Here is a 16,802-nt window from a genome sequence, read left to right as displayed (position 1 = left end):
CATGACGATTCAGCCAGCCAAACTCAGCGATCCGGCCGTCCGGGCCTTCGTCACCGCTGTCAACGCCCATGACCGCGAGGGCTTCCTGCAGATCCTCGCCCCCGGCGCGACGATGTCCGACGACGGCTCCGACCGCGACCTCGCCGACTGGATCGACCGGGAGATCTTCTCCACCCACGGTCACATGGAGGTCGACAACGAGGCCCGCGGCGGCCGGGCCCTCGTCGCCCGCTACAGCAACGACACCTGGGGCGAGATGCGCACCAGGTGGAGCTTCACCGTCGAGGACGACGGGCGGATCTCCCGCTTCGAGACCGGGCAGGCCTGAATGCCCACGAACACCGCTTGTGTTCGTGCGCACTTCAACTTCTAGCTTCCCTGTCCATGGAGACCAACACCAGGATTCTGGGACGCAGCGGAATCGAAGTGAGCGCGCTCGGCTTCGGCTGCTGGGCGATCGGTGGGGAGTGGGCGGACGCCGACGGGCAGCCGCTCGGCTGGGGCAAGGTCGACGACGAGGAGTCCGTACGGGCGATCCACCGCGCCCTCGACCTCGGTGTCACCTTCTTCGACACCGCGGACGATGGGGGTACCTCCCTGCTCGAACGAAGTTGAGAGCTTGGGGGAGGCCTCGGGCACAGCGAGCGCGTGCTCGGCCGTGCCCCCGGCAAACGGCGGGACGACGTCGTCATCGCCACCAAGTGGGGCAACGCCTTCGACGAGGACACCCGCACCCTGGTCGGCGCCGACGACTCCCCGGCCCACGCCCGCCGTGCCCTCGAAGCCTCCCTGCGCCGCCTCGGCACCGAGCACATCGACCTCTACCAGCTGCACATCTCCGACGCGGATCCGGTCAGGGCCGCCGGACTCCGCGACCAGTGCGAGGAGTTCGTCCGCGAGGGACTCATCCGCGCGTACGCCTGGAGCACCGACGACCCCGAACGCGCCGCCGTCTTCGCACAGGGCGAGCACTGCACGGCCGTGCAGCACGCACTGAACGTGCTCCAGGACGCCCCGCAACTTCTGCGGCTCTGTGAGGAGTTGGAGCTCACCGGCAACAACCGCAGTCCCCTCGCGATGGGGCTGCTCGGCGGCAGGCGGCACGCCGGGCTCGAATCCGGGGACATCCGCAGCAGGCCCCCGGCCTGGCTCCCGGGATTCGGCGACGGCTCCGGCGCCGACCCGCAGTGGCTCGCCCGGGTCGACGCGCTGCGCTCCGTCCTGACCAGCGACGGCCGTACGCTCGCCCGGGGCGCCCTCGCCTGGCTGTGGGCGCGCAGCCCGCGCACCGTGCCGATCCCGGGGTTCCGCTCGGTCGCCCAGGCGGAGCAGAACGCGGGCGCGATCGCGAAGGGGCCGCTCACCGCCGGGCAGCTGGCCGAGGTCGACCGGATACGCGGCAGCTGAGCGGCCCCGACGGGAGCCGGCCGCTCAGTGGGCCTGGCCGTCGTACTGGACGTACGGCTGCTGCTGGGCGTCGTACGCCTGCTGCCGCATGCCCTGGACCTGCTGTGCGTACTGTCCGCCGCCCTGCTCGGTGAGCGTGATCTGTCCGGCCCTGATGGTGGCCAGGCGCGGGGCGCGGCGGGCGATCGACGAGTCGGGGGTGACCATGACGAAGGTGAGGCCGTGCTCCCGCCACAGGCCCTCCAGCAGGGCCATGATGTCGTCGCGGGTGCCCTCGTCGAGGTTGCCGGTGGGCTCGTCGGCCAGCAGCACCTTCGGTCGCTTGACCAGCGCGCGGGCGATGGCGACACGCTGCTGCTGGCCGCCGGACATCTCGGACGGGACATGACCGAGGCGCTCGCCGAGGCCGACCGAGTGCAGGGCCTCCGCCGCCCGCTCGCGGCGCTCGGCCGGCTTGACGCCGAGGGGGACCAGCGCCGTCTCGACGTTCTCCTGCGCGGTCAGTGTCGGGATGAGGTTGAACGCCTGGAAGATGATGCCGATCTTCTCGGCGCGCAGCCGGGTCAGCCTGGCCTCGCTGATGGTGGCGAGGTCGACGCCGTCCAGCTCGACGCTGCCGGCGGACGGGCGGTCCAGGCCGCCGATCATCTGGAGGAGGGTGGACTTGCCGCCGCCGGTGGGGCCCTGGATGACGAGCTGGTCGCCGTCCTCGATGGTGAGGTCGATGCCGCGCAGCGCCTCCACCGTCTCCTTGCCCCGGGTGTAGCGCTTGGTGACGCCGGTGAGTCTGTACATGGGTGCTCCGTGAGTAGCGAAGGCGTGGGTGAGGGCAGGGGGTGTTACGAGACGCTGCGCAGGGCGTCGGCGGGGCGCATCCGGGAGGCGCGCCAGCCGCCCATCGCGCCGGCGATCAGACCGCCGGTGACCGCTAGGCCCACCGCGAGCGCGATGGTGGTCATCGAGACGGGCGCGGTCAGGGCGCTCTCCAGCTTGCTCGCGGTGGACCGGCCGGGACCGCCGCCGCCCGGTCCGCCCATGTTGCCGCCGGGCCCGCCGCCGGTGCTGCCGAGCTGTGCGGTCAGCTTGGGGCTGATCGCGGTGACCGTGTAGGCGGCCGCGAGGCCCAGGGCGATGCCGAGGGCGCCGCCGATCAGACCGTTGACCATGGACTCGCCGACGACCTGACGGGTCACCTTGCGTGAGGGCCAGCCCAGCGCCTTCAGAGTGCCGAACTCACGCACACGGCGGGACACGGCCGAGGAGGTGAGCAGCGCGGCCACCAGGAAGGCCGCGGCCAGCACCGCGATCGACAGCCACTTGCCGACGCCGGCGGCGAGGCTGGAGGCGGTGGACAGCGAACCGGAGACGGTGGACGCCAGATCGGAGGAGGTGGTGACCGTCGTGCCGGAGATGTTCGCCTGGATCTCCTTCTTCACGGCGGAGATCCGCTGGGAGTCGGTCGCCTTGACGTAGATCGTGGTGACCTTGTTCTTGGCGTCGGCCAGCGTCTGCGCCTGCTTCAGCGGCAGATAGACGTCGGTGCTGGACTCGCTGCTGCTGGGTGTCGCGATGCCGATGACCGTGTACTTGGTGCCGGAGATCTTGAAGGTCGAACCCACCTTGTACTTCTTCGACTTGGCGTAGGACTTGCTGACCACCGCGACCTTGGCGTCGGTCTGCGACGCGGTGAACGTCCTGCCCGAGGTGATCTTCGTCGAGGCCAGCGGGCCGAGCTCCTGGTCGGTGACGTCGATGCCGGCCACGGAGTAGTTGTTGACGTCGAAGTCGGCGCCGCCGCCCTGCACCTGCGGCTGGCCGCTGCCGCCGGTGGAGCCGCCCGGTCCGCCCGGTCCGCCCTGGGCCCGGCCGTTGCTGCCGCTGCCGCTGGAGCTCTGCGCCTTGCCCTGGGTGAAGGAGCCGTCGACCTTGGTGACGTTCAGGGAGAGGGCACCGACCGCGCTCGCCACGCCCTTCTGCGCGGAGACCTTCTCGACGAGGGAGGCCTTCAGGGCCTGACCGCCCTGTGTCATCACCCGGTCGGAGCTCTGCGAGGTCTTCGAGCTCGATTTGGCGTCGAACTTGAAGTTCGGGCCCTGCGAACTGCCGGCCTTCGGTGCGGATTGTGCCTTGGTGACCGTCATGTCGGTGCCGAGACCGTAGAGCGATTTCAGGACTTTGTCCTGCGCCTGCGTCATACCGGCCGACACCGAGCTGACGGTGATGACCAGCGCGATACCGAGCGCCAGACCCAGTGCGATGACCAGGGCCGCCTTCTTGCGGCGGCCCAGCTCGCGCTTGAGATAGATGCCAAACATCCCGTTCCTCGAAGGTTCTTGGCGCCCGCTGTGGGCGCGGCCACAAGCTATGGAGGAACCTTTGCGGCGCACTGAGTAAAACGTGTGTCAGAGCTGAGAAAGCGGGCTAGGGAATCAAATTTTCATAAGACAGCAAATTCCTAGCCTGTAGAGGGCCTCCTGCAAGGAAACCGCTGTTGAGTGCGGTGTACGGTCCCGGGATGCGCGATTCTTCTCGGCTCACCCGGCGTGCCGCTCTCGGTCTGACGGCCGCCGCCCTTCCCCTGTCCGCGGCCGGCCCCGCCCACGCCACGGCCGTCATCGGCGGGGACCGGCTGGCCCGTGGCGGAATCCAGGCGCGGGGCGCCACCGGTCTGCCCAAGAAGCTCACCGCCCGCTCCTGGATCGTCGCCGACGGCGGGAGCGGGGAGGTGCTCGCCGCGTTCAACGCGCACCGGCGTCTGCCGCCCGCGTCCACGCTGAAGATGCTGTTCGCGGACACCGTGCTGAAGAAGTTCGAGCGGACCGAGCGGTACAAGGTCACCGACGCCGATCTGGCCGGGATACCGTCCGGCTCCAGCCTCGTCGGCGTCAAGCCCGGCATCACCTACACCGTCGAGCAGCTCTGGCAGGGAGTGTTCCTGCACTCCGGCAACGACGCGGTGCATGTGCTGGCCCTCATGAACGGCGGGGTCGCGAAGACCGTCGCGGAGATGCAGGCCGAGGCCGAGGACCTGCAGGCCTTGGACACCCATGTCGTCAGCCCCGACGGCTTCGACCACCCGGAACAGCTGTCCTCGGCCTACGATCTGACCCTTTTCGCCCGTCATGGACTGAAGAACGAGGACTTCCGCGGATACTGCGGCACCAGGACCGCCGACTTCCCGGCGGGCGGCAAGAAGACCTTCCAGATCCAGAACACCGACCGCCTGCTGACGGGGGCCTGGGGCCGAGGCGCGTACAAGGGGCTGATCGGCGTGAAGAACGGCTACACCAGCCATGCCGGCAACACCTTCACCGGCGCGGCCACCCGCGGCGGCCGCACCCTGCTGGTCACCGTGATGCACCCCGCCGGCAGCAACGCCGTCTACGAGGAGACCGCCGCCCTTCTCGACTGGGGCTTCGGCGCGGGGAGTTCGGCGCAGGCGGTGGGCACGCTGGTCGAGCCGCTCAGCGAGGGCGGGGCGAAGGCGAAGTCGGCCCGAGCCGCCGCGGGCGCGCCCGGCTCGGCGTCCGGACGCCCGTCGACCTGGCGCCTGCTGGAAGGGGGCGCCGGGACGGTGGCGCTGCTGGGAGGCGGCGTGTGGGCACTGCGGCGGCGCTGGGCGGGGAAGAACGCGGGCAACGCCGCGGGGAGGGCCGCAAAGAGGGCCACAGGCAAGCATGCGCGGGAGACGGGCCTGGACGAGACGGACGTGGAGCGCGCCGGCCGCGGTTGAGAAGCCGACCGACTCGGCAGCCGGTCCACGCGACAGCCGTTCCACCCACCGGTGCGTACCCCGCGGTCCCTCGCGAGGTCCACCCCCAACCCGGTCCGGTGGAACGGCTGCCGCCTCCCCCCATCGGTGTGGTCAGCGGAACCTGGATGCTCCAAGTGTGAAGTTCTTGTGGAGGAAGTTGAGCATAGGCCCGCTACCGGCCGCAATACCGCGGATGTTCAAATTCCGCTTGTGCAGGTTGGGGAGTTGACGGAGCGTGGGGGCGCTCAGCCCCGTCCCGTGTACGGCATCGTCGTCGCCAGCACCGTTGCGAACTGCACATTCGCCTCCAGCGGCAGCTCGGCCATGTGCCGCACGGTGCGCGCCACGTCGGCCACGTCCATCACCGGCTCCGGTGCCGTCTCGCCGTTCGCCTGCAGCGCGCCCGTTCCCATCCGTGCCGTCATGGCGGTGGCCGCGTTGCCGATGTCGATCTGCCCGACGGCGATGCCGTACGGCCGCCCGTCCAGCGACAGCGACTTGGTGAGGCCGGTCAGCGCGTGCTTGGTCGCGGTGTAGGCGGCCGAGTGCGGCCGGGGCGTATGGGCGGAGATGGAACCGTTGTTGATGATCCGGCCGCCCTGCGGCTTCTGCTCCTTCATCTGTCGGTACGCCGCCTGCGCGCACAGGAACGCCCCGTTGAGGTTGGTGTCCACCACATGCCGCCAGGCCTCGAAGGGCAGGTCCTCCACGGGCACCCCGCCGGGTCCGAATGTGCCCGCGTTGTTGAAGAGCAGGTCCACCCGCCCGAACCGGTCGCGCACGGCGGCGAAGAGGGCCGTGACGTCGTCGGGGTCCGCGACATCGGTGCGTACGGCGAGCGACTCGCCGTCGGGAACCAGTGCCGCCGTCCCCGCCAGCCTCTCCGTGCGCCGCCCGGCCAGCGCCACCGACCAGCCGGCGTGCATCAGCTCCACGGCGACCGCGCGCCCGATACCGGATCCGGCGCCGGTCACCACCGCGATCCTCGATTCCTTGTCAGTCATGGCACCGCAGCGTAGGCGCCGCCTCCGCGATGCGAAATCAAGTATCCGCCATACGGTCGCCTCGGGCCGCACCCATGGGCTCGGACCGGGACGCCCTCTGGGCTCAGACGGCTCAGACCGGGACCGCCTCCCCGGGGTACCGCACCCCGATCCGCTCCCGTATCGCGTCCAGCGTCCGCATCACGGCGAGGGTGCCGTCGAGCGGTACGAGCGGGGACTCGGTCTCACCGGCCCGCAGGGCCCGCATGACCTCCGTCGCCTCGTGCCGCAGGCTGGTGCGCGGCCCGTCGGCCGGGTCCAGGACGAACTCCTCCGGGTCGCGGCCGTCACGGTGCAGGACGAAGCGGTCGGGGTGGAAGAAGCCGGTCGGGATGTCGATACGGCCGAGCGATCCCGTGACCGACGCGGTGTTCGCCGTACCGCCGACGACGGAGCAGTGCACCGAGGCGAGAGCCCCGCTCTCCCAGGAGAGCAGTGCTCCCGTCTGCAGATCGACACACTCGTCCGAGAGCACCGCTCTCGCCAGCACGTCCGCCGGCTCACCCAGCAGCAACTGCGCGAACGACACCGGATACACACCCAGATCCAGCAGCGCCCCGCCGCCCTGCGCCGGATCCCGCAGCCGGTGGGCGGAGGGGAAGGGACCCGCGAGACCGAAGTCGGCGTGCACGGTGCGCACCTCGCCGATCGCCCCATCGTCGACCAGCGCCTTCAGCCGCCGGATCAGCGGGTTGCAGTACATCCACATCGCTTCCATCAGGAAGCTGCCGCGCTCCTTCGCCAGCGCGACCAGTTCCTCCGCCTCGCGCGCGTTGAGCGTGAACGCTTTCTCGCACAGCACGTTGCGCCCGGCCTCCAGACACAGCCCGGCGGCTGCCCGGTGGGCGGAGTGCGGGGTGGCGACGTACACGACATCGATGTCCTCGTCGGCGGCGAGCGAAGCCCAGTCGCCGTACGCCCGCCCGATCCCGAACCGCTCGGCGAACACCCGCGCGGGGCCGAGGCTGCGCGAGGCCACCGCCGCGATCTCCGCGTCCGGCAGGTCGACCAGATCCGCCGCGAACGCCGCCGCGATCCCGCCCGTCGCCAGGATTCCCCACCTCACGTTCCGCTCCGCCATCCCGGCCCCGCCCTCGCTCATGTGACCCTCGACACCGCGTACGAGCTGAGAGCATAGGTGTCGCTTCGAGCAAAGCGATCGACGAGGCCGGAAAACCGGAGCGGCCGAAAAAGGGGAGGGACGACACATGCCCGAGCACGCGTCAGCGGCGTCGACACCGGACATGGAGCGGCAGCAGCCCGCACCCCGGAACCCGGCCACCCGCTCGGCCCGTGGCACCGGCCTTCTCGTCACCCTCGTCCTCGGCGGCCTCACCGCCACGCCCCCGCTCGCGATGGACATGTACCTCCCGTCCCTGCCGGAGGTCACCCGCTCCCTGCACGCACCCGCCGCGACCGTCCAGCTCACGCTCACCGCCTGCCTCGCCGGAATGGCGCTCGGGCAGCTGGTGGTCGGCCCGATGAGCGACCGCTGGGGCCGCAGACGCCCGCTCCTCGTCGGCCTCGCCGTCTACCTCGTCGCCACCGCCCTGTGCGCGGTGGCGCCCACCGTCGAGACCCTGGTCGCCCTCCGGCTGGCCCAGGGCCTCGCGGGCGCGGCCGGGATCGTCATCGCGCGGGCCGTCGTACGCGACCTCTACGACGGCGTGGCCATGGCCCGCTTCTTCTCCACCCTGATGCTGATATCCGGGACCGCGCCGATCGTCGCGCCACTGATCGGCGGGCAGATCCTGCGGGTCACGGACTGGCGGGGCGTCTTCGTGATCCTCACCGTGGTCGGCGCCGTGCTCGCCACGCTTGTCTGGTTCCGGCTCCCCGAGACCCTGCCGCCCGCCGAACGCCACGAGGGCGGGGGCCGCGAGGCCCTGCGCGCGATGCGCGGTCTGCTCTCCGACCTCCCCTTCACCGGCTACATGCTCGCCGGCGGCTTCGCCTTCGCCGCGCTGTTCGCCTACATATCCGCCTCGCCCTTCGTCGTCCAGGAGATCTACGGCGCCTCCCCGCAGACCTTCAGCCTGCTGTTCGGCCTCAACTCGGTCGGCCTGGTGATCGCCGGACAGATCAACGGCAAGGTGCTGGTCGGCCGGGTGCGTCTGGACAAGGTGCTGGCCGTCGGCCTGACCGTGACCGTCCTCGCCGCGACCGCCCTGCTGCTGATGTCCACCGGCGCCCTCGGCGAGGTGGGCCTGGCCCCGGTCGCCGCCGCGCTCTTCGTCCTGATGTCCGCGATGGGCATCACCCTCCCCAACACACAGTCCCTCGCCCTGCTGCGCACCCGGCACGCCGCCGGCTCCGCCTCCGCGCTGCTCGGCACCACCTCCTTCCTCGTCGGGGCCGTCGCCTCCCCGCTCGTCGGAGTCGCCGGGGAGCACACCGCCGTACCGATGGCACTGGTCCAACTGGCCGGAGCGCTGGTGGCCCTGGCCTGCTTCGTGGGAATGTGCCGTCCCTGGACCACTTCCGCGGACGCGGAGGCCGGGGATTCCCCCCGCGCAGGCGAAACAGAAAACCCGGGGGAGGAGAACTGAGCGCACCGAGGCTCCGCGTCGACACACCGGAACGGGCCGGGCTCGACGCCGGGGAACTGCACCACCTCGTCCGCGAGGTCCACGACCTGACCACCGGCGAGAACCCCTGGGCGCCCGGCGTCGTCGTGGTGGCCGGACGTGGGCCGGTCATCGCCGTCGAGGAGGCCGCGGGCTGGGCCGCGCGGTACGCGTCGTACGACCCGGAGACCGACCAGGGCGTCGAACTGCCGCCCGAAGCCCGCGTTCCGATGACCGTCGACACCCCCTTCGACCTGGCCTCCCTCACCAAGCTGTTCACCTCCGTCGCCGCCGTGCAGCAGATCGAGCGGGGCACGCTCGGCATCGACGCGCGCGTCGGCGCCTATCTGCCCGAGCACCGCGGGGCCGCCGCGCACGGCACCACCGTCCGGCAACTGCTCACCCACACCTCCGGGCTGCGCCCCGAACTCCCCCTGTACGACTGCCTGGACGACACGGCCCGCCTCGCCCTGCTGCGGGCCGAGGAGCCGACGGGCGAACCGGGGACGTACCTCTACTCGGACCTGAACATGCTGCTGCTCCAGGCCGTGCTGGAGCGGATCACCGGACGCACCCTCGATGTCCTCGTGCACGAGGGGATCAGCAGGCCGCTCGGGATGACCGCGACCGACTTCGGGCCGTGCCGGGGCGCCGCGGCGACCGAGGACCAGCGACGGCCGTGGGCCAAGGCGGACCGGGGGATGCTGCGGGGCGTGGTCCACGACGAGAACGCGTGGGCGCTGGGCGGGGTCGCGGGCCACGCGGGCCTGTTCTCGACGGGACGCGATCTGGCGGTCTTCGGCCGGGCGTTGCTGGCGGGCGGCTCGTACGGCCCCGCGCGCATCCTCGGCCCCGACTTCGTGGAGCTGCTGCTGACCCCGCCGGGGCTGGGCTTCGCCGTCGACCAGCCGTGGTTCATGGGGGAGCTGTCGGGGCGGGGAGCCGCGGGCCACACGGGCTTCACGGGGACCTCGCTGGTCCTGGACCCGGCCACGGACACGTTCCTGGTGCTGCTGGCCAACACGGTGCACCCCAGGAGGCGCCCGCCGGACAGCGGGCCGAGGGCGCGGGCGGCGACCCGGATGGCCCGGGCGGTTCGGGAGACCTGAGAGAATCGCAAGGTGAACGCCCCCGTCTCCCCGGCCGAAAACCTCCGCGCAGCCCTCGCGGGGCTGCTCGACGGGCTCCCGCCCAAGCAGGCCACCGGTGCCGTGGAGCGGCTGATCGCCACCTACCGGGGGCAGACCCCGACCCACGCGCCCATCCTGCGGGACCGCGCGGACGTCGCCGCGTACGCCGCGTACCGGATGCCCGCCACGTTCGAGGCGGTGCGCGCGGCGCTGGAGGCGTTCGCCGAGGCCGTGCCCGGGTGGGCGCCCGGCAGTCATGTCGACGTCGGGGGCGGGACCGGCGCGGCGACCTGGGCCGTCAGCGCGACCTGGGACGGGGTCCGGCCGGTGACCGTGCTGGACTGGGCCGAGCCCGCGCTGGCCCTCGGCCGGGAGATCGCCGCCGCCAACCCCGCGCTGCGGGACGCCACGTGGCAGCGCTCTCGTATCGGGGCGGCGCTCACCATCGAGAGCACTGATCTCGTCACCGTCTCCTACGTCCTCAACGAACTCTCCGAGGCCGACCGGACCGCCCTCGTCGACGCCGCCGCTGCCGCCGCGCGGGCCGTCGTGATCGTCGAGGCCGGCACACCCGCCGGATACGCCCGCGTCATCGAGGCCCGCGACCGGCTCGTCGCCGCCGGATTCCAGGTCGCCGCCCCCTGCCCGCACAGCGCCGCCTGCCCCATTGTCCCCGGCGAGGACTGGTGCCACTTCTCGGCCCGGGTCAGCCGCTCCTCCCTGCACCGCCAGATCAAGGGCGGCTCACTGCCGTACGAGGACGAGAAGTTCAGCTACGTCGCCGCCGCCCGTATCCCGGTCGCCCCGGCCGCCGCCCGCGTGGTGCGGCGCCCGCAGATCCGCAAGGGCCAGGTGCTCCTCGACCTGTGTGAGGCGGAGGAGCAGTTGCGCCGCGCGACGGTCACCAAACGCCACGGCGACCTGTACAAGGCGGCCCGGGACGCCGACTGGGGCGACTCCTGGCCGCCGCACGATGACGACCCGTCACACCCGTAGCCCCTATTGCTCCCGCAGCTCCTGCGTGCAGCACTTCACGCTGCCGCCGCCCTTGAGGAGTTCGCTCAGATCCACGCCGACCGGCTCGAAGCCGCGCTCCCGCAGCGGCCCGAACAGCCCGGCCGCCGCCTGCGGCAGCACCACGCGCAGACCGTCCGACACGGCGTTCAGCCCGAACACGGCCGCGTCCTCGTCCCCGGCGGTCAACGCGTCCGGGAACAATCGCCGCAGCACCTCCCGGCTGCCCGGCGAGAACGCGGGCGGGTAGTACATGACCTCGTCCCGCGCGTCGTCGAGGACGGCCAGGGCGGTGTCCAGGTGGTAGTAGCGGGGGTCGACCAGCTCCAGACCGATCACCGGGCGGCCGAGGAACTCCTGTGCCTCGCCGTGCGACAGAGGGCTCGCCCGGAAGCCGCGCCCGGCCAGTACGAAGGAGGCGGTGACGGCGAAGTCGCCCTCGCCCTCGTTGACGTGGACGGGCTGGTGGAGGCGCGTGAAGCCGTGCGTGCGGAACCAGTCCAGGTGCGCGGCGGCCTCGTCGGCCCGCTCCCGGTGGGCGAAACGCGCGCCCAGCACCCGCCCGTCCACCACGGTGGCGCCGTTGGCCGCGAACACCATGTCGGGCAGCCCGGGGACCGGGGTGAGTTCCTCGACGGTGTGGCCGAGGGCGCGGTAGAGGTCACGCAGCTGTTCCCACTGGGCGACCGCGAGGGGTGTGTCGACGGGCTTGCGCGGGTCCATCCACGGGTTGATGGAGTACGTGACCTCGAAGTGCCTGGGTGAGCACATCAGATAGCGCCGGGGTGTGGCGCAGCGGGAAAGGGCCAAGGTGGGCTCCTCCGGTACCGCAGGGGGCGTTGCTGCCCATGGTGCGGTTCCGGCCGACCGGGCGCGTGTGCCGAACGGGTTGTCTTCCTGGTTAGGGCCTTGTCCGGCGGATCATGCCGGAGTCGCGGGGCATGACACGCCCATCTGCGGCGTTGTCGTCGGTTGCCGACGCTCCGCGTCGACGCCCTCCTCCGCCTTGCAGCTGGACGCACCATGCCTCGCTCACCTGCGCTGATGAGGCACCGTTGCCTGGAGCCGGCCTGATCCGCCGGACAGGCCCTAGCCTCGACCCATGGTCAAGAAGCCCGCCCCCGACGTGACCCGCCGCAGCGAGAAGTCCCGCCGCGCGATCTACGACGCCGCCCTCGCCCTGGTCGCGGAGGCCGGCTACCCGAAGACCACCGTCGAGGGGATCGCCGCCCGCGCCGGGGTCGGCAAGCAGACCATCTACCGCTGGTGGGGCTCGAAGGCGGACGTCCTCCTCGAAGCCTTCCTGGACCTCGGCGAGCAGGTGGCGCGGGTCGCGGGGCAGGAGCCGTACGAGATCCCGGACACCGGTGACCTCGCCGCCGACCTCAAGGACGTCCTGCGCGCCACGGTCGACGAACTGCTCGACCCCCGCTTCGGGGCGCCCTCCCGCGCCCTGGCCGCCGAGGGCGTGGTCAACGAGCAGCTCGGCCGCGAGTTCGTCGGAAAGCTCCTCGAACCCCAGCTCCAGCTGTACGTCGACCGGCTGCGCTCCGCGCAGACCCAGGGGCACGTACGACCAGACGTGGACCCGCGCATCGCCCTGGAGCTGTTCGTCTCGCCCCTCGCCCAGCGCTGGCTGCAGCGCACCGGACCGATCTCGTACGACTAGACCGACACCCTGGTCGACTACGCGCTGGGTGGACTCGCCCCGCGCTGACCGAAAATCGCAGGTCGGAAGCCGGGTATGTCCCGACAAGCCACCCCGGCGCACGGGACGGCGGGAGCATGGGGCATGCTGTCGGCAGCAGAGCGAGGCGAGGCGATACATGAGCGCGACGTTCGGCGGCCGCACCGGCCGGCAGGGCAAACTCTCCCAATGGCTGCGCGGACGCCGCCCGCAGGGGACGGCCGACGACGACGGCCGTGAGGCCCTGCTGCTCGCCGCCGCCGGAGCGGGACTGCCGCTCGCGCCTGCCGCGCACCCCGCACCCGGCTACGGCTGTTCCTGCGACCGCGTCGGCTGTCCCACCCCCGCCCGGCATCCGGTGTCGTTCGCCTGGCAGACGCAGTCCACCACCGACCGCGCCCAGATCGAACGCTGGGCCCGGCATCAGCCGCAGGCCAACTTCATCACCGCGACCGGCATGGTGCACGACGTCCTCGACGTCCCCCTGGAGGCCGGGACCCAGGCGCTGGAGCGGCTGCTCGGCTCCGGGGTCGAGGTCGGTCCGGTCGCCGAGAGCGATGACGGCCGCATGCTGTTCTTCACCCTCACCCGTGGCACGCCCGAGGACGAGGACGAGTGGTGGCCGTGCGAACTGGACTGCCACCCCGAGACGATGGACGAGCACCCGGGGCTGCGCTGGCACTGCCGGGGCTCCTATGTGCTGGTACCGCCCGCCCGGCTGCCCGGTGACGACGACCGGACGGTGCGCTGGGTACGCGGCCCGGAGCATGCCCTGCCCGACCCGCTCAGCCTTCTCGAGGTGCTGACCGACGCCTGCGCCCGGCACGCCGGCGAGGAACCCGGCCACACGGCGGCGGCCTGGCCCCTGCGCCACTGAGGGCGCCTTCGGCTACTCGCCCTGCGCCGCCGTCAGTCCCTGGATGCGGCCCACCATCGACACCTTGCCGTCGCCCGAGCCCGCCTTCGGGTCCAGGACGACCTCGTTGGAGACGAACTCCAGCGTCAGCGACTGCTTCACCTCGCCCTTCGTCAGGGCCTGCACGTCCTTGTTCGGGGCCGGGACGGACGTGCCCGCGGCGGCGGTCTCCTTCTCGTAGTGGTGCGTGGCGAAGAACACCAGCGCCCCGCCGTCCTTGGTGCGCAGCGCCAGCGGCGCGTAGTCGCCGTCCGTGCGCGGCTCGTCGATGTACTGCGTGGCCAGACCGGGCTTGCGGGCCTCCTCGGCGCGCGTCTTGCGCCAGCCGCTGGTGTGCTCACCGTCCGCGAAGACGCTGCCGCCGCTGTTCAGATACCTCGCGTACTGCCGGCTCAGGTCCTGCGGGCGGACGGCGAGTTCGGCGGCGGTCGCCGGTACGGCCTCGGCCCAGCCGTCCTTGTCCGTCTTGAACTCGGGCACGCTGTCCGGGGCGAGCAACGTCAGATACGCCACCTGGAAGGGCTCGGACAGGCTGTCGCGGGTGAACACGAACACCCAGCGGGCGCTGCCGCCCTTGTTGGCGGCGGTGTCGGCGACGAACCAGCGGGGCCAGCCCGCCTTCTTGGGGATGGTGAACTTCGCGTCCGACAGCTTCAGCGGCACGTGCGCCGCGTTGCCGCCGGGGTTGTTCGCATGGCCGGCCTTCAGCCGGGCACTGTCGATGTCGCCGAGGGCACCGGTGACATAGTCCGCGTCCAGGGAGCTGTCGAACGCCTGGTCCGCCCGGTTGTAGGCGTCAGTGAACCGCGCCAGCGCCTTCGCCGCCTCGGCCTTGGTGGTGGCGGGAATCACCTCGCGCTCCCCGTGCACCACCACGCACCCACTCGCCGTCAGCGACAAAGCGACCAACGAGGCCGCTCTGAGTGCGTTCCGGTCACACCTACGAAGCGTACGAGACCTGCGATCCCTGCGCATTGGCTGCTTTCACCTTCCCCTTCCCGGAGCCGAACCCTACCGGGGCGGGGCGACGGGCGGGTGGCGGGTTCCCGTACTGGTCCCGGCGCTTGGCGGGCAGAACGACGGCGGGGTCGCCCGGCCCCGTGGCCCGGGCGACCCCGCCGTTGCTCTCCGGTGCCTTGCCAGACCTTGTCAGGCATTCCTGTCAGACCTTGTCGCGGACCGCCGGAGGTGTCGGCTGTGGGGTCTTGCGGGTGAGGAGGCCCGTCGGGGCGAGGAAGACGGCCAGTGTCGGGATCAGGTACAGGAGCCATACCGTGACCTGGACGACGGTCGGGTCGGGCTGGAAGTTGAACACGCCCTTGAGGAGCGTGCCGTACCAGCTGTCCGGCTCGATGGTGTCGCTGATGTCGAAGGCCTGGTTCCGGATGCCGGGGATCCAGTTGGCCTCCTGGAGGTCGTGGAAGCCGTAGGCCAGCACGCCCGCGGCGACGACGACCAGCATGCCGCCGGTCCAGGTGAAGAACTTGGCCAGGTTGATCTTCAGCGCGCCGCGGTAGAACAGCCAGCCCAGGAGCACCGCGGTGAGTAGGCCGAGGGCCACGCCGACCAGCGGGCGCGGCGTGCCGTCGCTGGCCGCGTGCACCGACGCCCACACGAACAGCGCGGTCTCCAGACCCTCCCGGCCGACGGCCAGGAACGCGGTCGCGACCAGCGCGCCGGTGCCCATCGCCAGCGCCGCGTCCAGCTTGCCGTGCAGCTCCGCCTTCAGGTGCCGGGCGGTGCGCCGCATCCAGAAGACCATCCACGTCACCAGGCCCACCGCGATGACGGACAGCGACCCGCCGAGCGCCTCCTGCGCCTCGAACGTCAGCTCCTGCGAACCGAATTCGAGGGCGAACCCGAAGCCCATGGCGATGGCGACGGCGGTGCCGATGCCGATCCAGATGGGCTTGAGGGCGTCCTTGCGGTCCGTCTTGACCAGGTAGGCGATCAGGATGCAGACGACGAGCGACGCCTCAAGACCCTCGCGCAGGCCGATCAGATAGTTGGAGAACACGGGTCACGCCTCCTCGGAGAACAGCGTCCGGCCCCACCAGTCGCGCTTGTCCCGGACACCGGGCGGAACCGCGAACACCGCCGAACCCACATGCTGGATGTACTCGTTGAGCGCGTCCTTCGCCGACAGCTGCCGCTGCAGCGGGATGAACGCCTTGCGCACGTCACGCTGGTAGGCCAGGAAGAACAGCCCCGCGTCCAGACGCCCGAGCCCGTCCGTGCCGTCCGTGAAGGAGTAGCCCCGGCGCAGGATCGTGATCCCGTTGTTGGAGTCGGGGTGCGCGAGACGCACGTGCGCGTCCGGCTTCATCGCCTTCAGGAACGGCTTGTCGTGCTCCTTGGCCTTGCCGACCGGCGCGCCCTCGCCCTTGTCGCGGCCGAAGATGTCCTCCTGCTCCTGCAGCGAGGTGCGGTCCCAGGTCTCGATGTGCATCCGGATGCGCCGCGCGACCAGATACGACCCACCGGTCATCCACGCCGAGTTCTTGCCGCCGTCGCCCTCGCCGACCCAGACGTACTTCTTCAGCCGGTCCGTCTCCGTCCCCGCGATGTTGCGCGTGCCGTCCTTGAACCCCATGAGATTGCGCGGGGTCTGGGCGTCCGGCGTGGTCGAGGAGGTCTTGCCGAAGCCGAGCTGCGACCAGCGGATGACGACCTTGCCGAAGCCGATGCGGGCCAGGTTGCGGATCGCGTGCACGGCGACCTGCGGGTCGTCCGCGCAGGCCTGGACGCACAGGTCGCCGCCGGTGCGGGTGCGGTCGAGGTTGTCGCCGGGGAACTTCGGCAGGTCCACAAGTGCCTCGGGCCGCCGGTCCGCCAGTCCGAACTTCTCGAACAGCGACGGGCCGAAGCCGATCGTCAGCGTCAGCCGCGACGGCTTGAGGCCCAGCGCCTCACCGGTGTCGTCCGGCGGTGCCTCGGCCAGTCCGCCGTACGCGCCCTCGCCGACCGCCTTCCCGGCGGTCATCCGGTGCGCGGCCGCCGTCCAGTCCTTCAGCATCTGCACGAACTCGGCGCGGTCCTCGGTCTGCACGTCGAACGCGGCGAAGTGCAGCCGGTCCTGTACCGGCGTGGCGATGCCCGCCTGGTGGGTGCCGTGGAACTCCACCGCGGCGCCCGCCTCGGCGGCGACCGGGTCCACGTCGTCGCCGGTCCTGGCCATCGCCACCGCACCGCCGGCCGCGGCGGCACCGAGCGCGAGCCCGGCGCCGCCCCAGCCGATCAGCGAACGGCGGGTGGGAGAGGTGCTCTCCTGGGTCTCGGTCATC

The 16,802-nt window shown here is 71.5% G+C and carries 15 protein-coding genes and 1 pseudogene; 8 read left to right on the top strand and 8 right to left on the bottom strand.

All coding sequences use genetic code 11. The features are described from left to right. Position 1: 1 nt before the first annotated feature. Positions 2 to 328, top strand: coding sequence for a nuclear transport factor 2 family protein (locus N8I87_RS11930; protein WP_263208134.1), 327 nt, complete (start codon positions 2 to 4; stop codon positions 326 to 328). 56 nt (positions 329 to 384) lie between these two features. After that, positions 385 to 1,407, top strand: a pseudogene (locus N8I87_RS11925) (aldo/keto reductase). Positions 1,408 to 1,431: 24 nt separating this feature from the next. On the opposite strand, the gene N8I87_RS11920 reads toward N8I87_RS11925, so the two are convergent. Together N8I87_RS11920 and N8I87_RS11915 are read right to left on the bottom strand one after the other, a co-directional pair. Next, a complete protein-coding gene (locus tag N8I87_RS11920) occupies positions 1,432 to 2,202 on the bottom strand; it encodes an ABC transporter ATP-binding protein (RefSeq protein ID WP_263208132.1) in 771 nt (256 codons plus the stop codon). 44 nt (positions 2,203 to 2,246) lie between these two features. Next, positions 2,247 to 3,722 carry an ABC transporter permease gene (locus tag N8I87_RS11915; RefSeq protein WP_263208131.1) on the bottom strand — a complete coding sequence of 492 codons (1,476 nt, stop codon included), beginning with the start codon at positions 3,720 to 3,722 and terminating at the stop codon, positions 2,247 to 2,249. A gap of 200 nt (positions 3,723 to 3,922) precedes the next feature. Between N8I87_RS11915 and N8I87_RS11910 the strand changes: the two genes are divergently transcribed. Continuing rightward, entirely contained in the window at positions 3,923 to 5,140 is a 1,218-nt protein-coding gene (locus tag N8I87_RS11910; RefSeq protein WP_263208128.1) for a D-alanyl-D-alanine carboxypeptidase family protein, read from the top strand. A 266-nt stretch (positions 5,141 to 5,406) separates the two neighbouring features. Here the strand turns inward: N8I87_RS11910 and N8I87_RS11905 are convergent, their stop codons facing one another. Further along, positions 5,407 to 6,165: an SDR family oxidoreductase gene (locus tag N8I87_RS11905; RefSeq protein ID WP_263208126.1), complete on the bottom strand. Its 759-nt coding sequence runs from the start codon at positions 6,163 to 6,165 to the stop codon at positions 5,407 to 5,409. A 112-nt stretch (positions 6,166 to 6,277) separates the two neighbouring features. Then, complete coding sequence (locus N8I87_RS11900) at positions 6,278 to 7,285, bottom strand: Gfo/Idh/MocA family protein (RefSeq protein WP_263216401.1); 1,008 nt, start codon at positions 7,283 to 7,285, stop codon at positions 6,278 to 6,280. Between the two features lie 127 nt (positions 7,286 to 7,412). On the opposite strand from N8I87_RS11900, the gene N8I87_RS11895 reads away from it, so the two are divergent. Genes N8I87_RS11895 through N8I87_RS11885 form a run of 3 tightly spaced genes read left to right on the top strand, consistent with a single transcriptional unit; the run spans position 7,413 to position 10,897 of the window. Beyond that, positions 7,413 to 8,753: a multidrug effflux MFS transporter gene (locus N8I87_RS11895; protein WP_411577216.1), complete on the top strand. Its 1,341-nt coding sequence runs from the start codon at positions 7,413 to 7,415 to the stop codon at positions 8,751 to 8,753. Further along, entirely contained in the window at positions 8,750 to 9,880 is a 1,131-nt protein-coding gene (locus tag N8I87_RS11890) for a serine hydrolase domain-containing protein (protein ID WP_263216399.1), read from the top strand. The genes N8I87_RS11895 and N8I87_RS11890 overlap by 4 nt, the downstream gene beginning before the upstream one ends. Positions 9,881 to 9,892: 12 nt before the next feature. Next, entirely contained in the window at positions 9,893 to 10,897 is a 1,005-nt protein-coding gene (locus N8I87_RS11885) for a small ribosomal subunit Rsm22 family protein (RefSeq protein WP_263208124.1), read from the top strand. A gap of 3 nt (positions 10,898 to 10,900) precedes the next feature. Here N8I87_RS11885 and ddaH read toward each other — a convergent pair whose 3' ends face one another. After that, positions 10,901 to 11,725: a dimethylargininase gene (gene ddaH / locus N8I87_RS11880; protein ID WP_411577215.1), complete on the bottom strand. Its 825-nt coding sequence runs from the start codon at positions 11,723 to 11,725 to the stop codon at positions 10,901 to 10,903. Positions 11,726 to 12,017: 292 nt separating this feature from the next. Here ddaH and N8I87_RS11875 point away from each other — a divergent pair, with 292 nt between their 5' ends. Both N8I87_RS11875 and N8I87_RS11870 read left to right on the top strand, forming a co-directional pair. Next, positions 12,018 to 12,584 carry a TetR/AcrR family transcriptional regulator gene (locus tag N8I87_RS11875; protein ID WP_263208122.1) on the top strand — a complete coding sequence of 189 codons (567 nt, stop codon included), beginning with the start codon at positions 12,018 to 12,020 and terminating at the stop codon, positions 12,582 to 12,584. 157 nt (positions 12,585 to 12,741) lie between these two features. Then, positions 12,742 to 13,479, top strand: coding sequence for a bifunctional DNA primase/polymerase (locus tag N8I87_RS11870; protein ID WP_263208120.1), 738 nt, complete (start codon positions 12,742 to 12,744; stop codon positions 13,477 to 13,479). 12 nt (positions 13,480 to 13,491) lie between these two features. Here the strand turns inward: N8I87_RS11870 and N8I87_RS11865 are convergent, their stop codons facing one another. From N8I87_RS11865 to efeB, 3 genes are all read right to left on the bottom strand, one after another. Next, on the bottom strand, positions 13,492 to 14,493 hold the full coding sequence (locus tag N8I87_RS11865; protein WP_263208118.1) for an SCO2278 family lipoprotein: 1,002 nt from the start codon (positions 14,491 to 14,493) through the stop codon (positions 13,492 to 13,494). Between the two features lie 187 nt (positions 14,494 to 14,680). Further along, positions 14,681 to 15,535 (bottom strand): iron uptake transporter permease EfeU, encoded by an 855-nt coding sequence (efeU, locus tag N8I87_RS11860; RefSeq protein ID WP_263208116.1) that lies wholly within the window; start codon positions 15,533 to 15,535, stop codon positions 14,681 to 14,683. 3 nt (positions 15,536 to 15,538) lie between these two features. Beyond that, entirely contained in the window at positions 15,539 to 16,801 is a 1,263-nt protein-coding gene (gene efeB, locus N8I87_RS11855; RefSeq protein WP_263208114.1) for an iron uptake transporter deferrochelatase/peroxidase subunit, read from the bottom strand. Between the last annotated feature and the right edge of the window lies 1 nt (position 16,802).

It is taken from the genome of Streptomyces sp. HUAS 15-9 (assembly GCF_025642155.1).
In the GTDB taxonomy this organism is placed as follows: Bacteria; Actinomycetota; Actinomycetes; order Streptomycetales; family Streptomycetaceae; genus Streptomyces.
This window is presented reverse-complemented; position numbering and strand designations above follow the sequence as displayed.